This window comes from Streptomyces sp. SID3212, from assembly GCF_009865405.1.
Taxonomy (GTDB): Bacteria; Actinomycetota; Actinomycetes; order Streptomycetales; family Streptomycetaceae; genus Streptomyces.
Genome location: NZ_WWJY01001220.1, coordinates 1 through 1,416, shown reverse-complemented (window position 1 = coordinate 1,416; position 1,416 = coordinate 1). Strand labels below are relative to the sequence as shown.

The 1,416-nt window shown below is 72.7% G+C and carries 1 protein-coding gene; it reads left to right on the top strand.

Going from position 1 to position 1,416, the window contains the following annotated elements; genetic code table 11:
• The first annotated feature begins 187 nt into the window (after positions 1 to 187).
• Positions 188 to 1,351, top strand: a complete 1,164-nt coding sequence (locus GT042_RS36440; RefSeq protein ID WP_161312951.1) for an adenylate/guanylate cyclase domain-containing protein — start codon at positions 188 to 190, stop codon at positions 1,349 to 1,351.
• Positions 1,352 to 1,416 lie beyond the last annotated feature (65 nt).

Sequence of the window (1,416 nt, the reverse complement as noted above, 5' to 3'; positions counted from 1 at the left end):
ATCAGTAAGCCGCGCCCGCGCACCGGGCAGATGCCAAAACAGAGCCCGTCCGGCGATTGAGGACAAAAGGCCAAGACCACGCCGACCCGCCCCGTGGACGTGAGCCAGCGCACACCTGTCGTATCGTTGAGCCCGATCCACGACAGATCGGCAGGACTGTGCGCAGGGAACGGGCAGGAGGCGGCTGGTGACCGTCGACGACGCGGGCGGAGCAGACGCGCAGCCGCCACAGCCGGACCCCACCCCGGACCCCTCTCCCCACTCCACCCCCCACCACATCGTGGACCACACGGCCGAACCGACCGACGACCCGCTCGCCATCCGGCTCGAGCAGCTCATCCTCGGCGCGGACCGCCGCTACACCCCCTTCCAGGCCGCCAGGACCGCCGGCGTCTCCATGGACCTCGCCTCCCGCTTCTGGCGTGCCATGGGCTTCGCCGACATCGGGCAGGCCAAGGCCCTCACCGAGGCCGACGTCCTCGCGCTGCGCCGCCTCGCCGGGCTCGTGGAGGCCGGGCTGCTCAGCGAGCCCATGGCGATCCAGGTGGCCAGGTCCACCGGACAGACCACCGCCCGCCTCGCGGAGTGGCAGATCGACTCGTTCCTGGAGGGGCTCACGGAGCCGCCCGAGCCGGGGATGACGCGGACCGAGGTCACGTACCCCCTGGTGGAGCTGCTCCTGCCCGAGCTGGAGGAGTTCCTCGTCTACGTGTGGCGCCGCCAGCTCGCCGCCGCCACCGGGCGCGTCGTGCAGGCCGCCGACGACGACGAGATGGTCGACCGGCGCCTCGCCGTCGGGTTCGCCGACCTCGTCGGGTTCACCCGGCTGACCCGCCGGCTGGAGGAGGAGGAGCTGGGCGAGCTGGTGGAGGCGTTCGAGACGACCTCCGCCGATCTCGTCGCCGCGCACGGCGGCCGGCTGATCAAGACGCTCGGTGACGAAGTCCTGTTCGCGGCGGACGACGCCGGCACCGCCGCCGAGATCGCGCTGCGCCTCATCGAGACGATGACCCATGACGAGACGATGCCGGCGCTGCGCGTAGGGATCGCGTTCGGCACGGTCACCACCCGCATGGGTGACGTCTTCGGCACGACCGTGAACCTCGCGAGCCGGCTCACCTCGATAGCTCCCAAGGACACGGTCCTGGTGGACGGAGCCTTCGCGGAGGATCTGATCCGTACGGGCGAGGCCCCCGCCTCCGAGGCCGGGGCCGCCGAGGCCGCCGCCGAGGCGGAGAAGGAGGGGCGCGAGACCCCCTCGTACCGCTTCGGGCTCCGGCCGATGTGGCAGCGGCCCGTCCGCGGTCTCGGTGTGGTGGAGCCCTGGCTCCTGGCCCGCCGCACGACCTGAGCCGGGCCGGCGGCGCCGGACGCACCGGAGCCGGCCCCCGGTGCACACGAGGGCCGGCCGGTGTA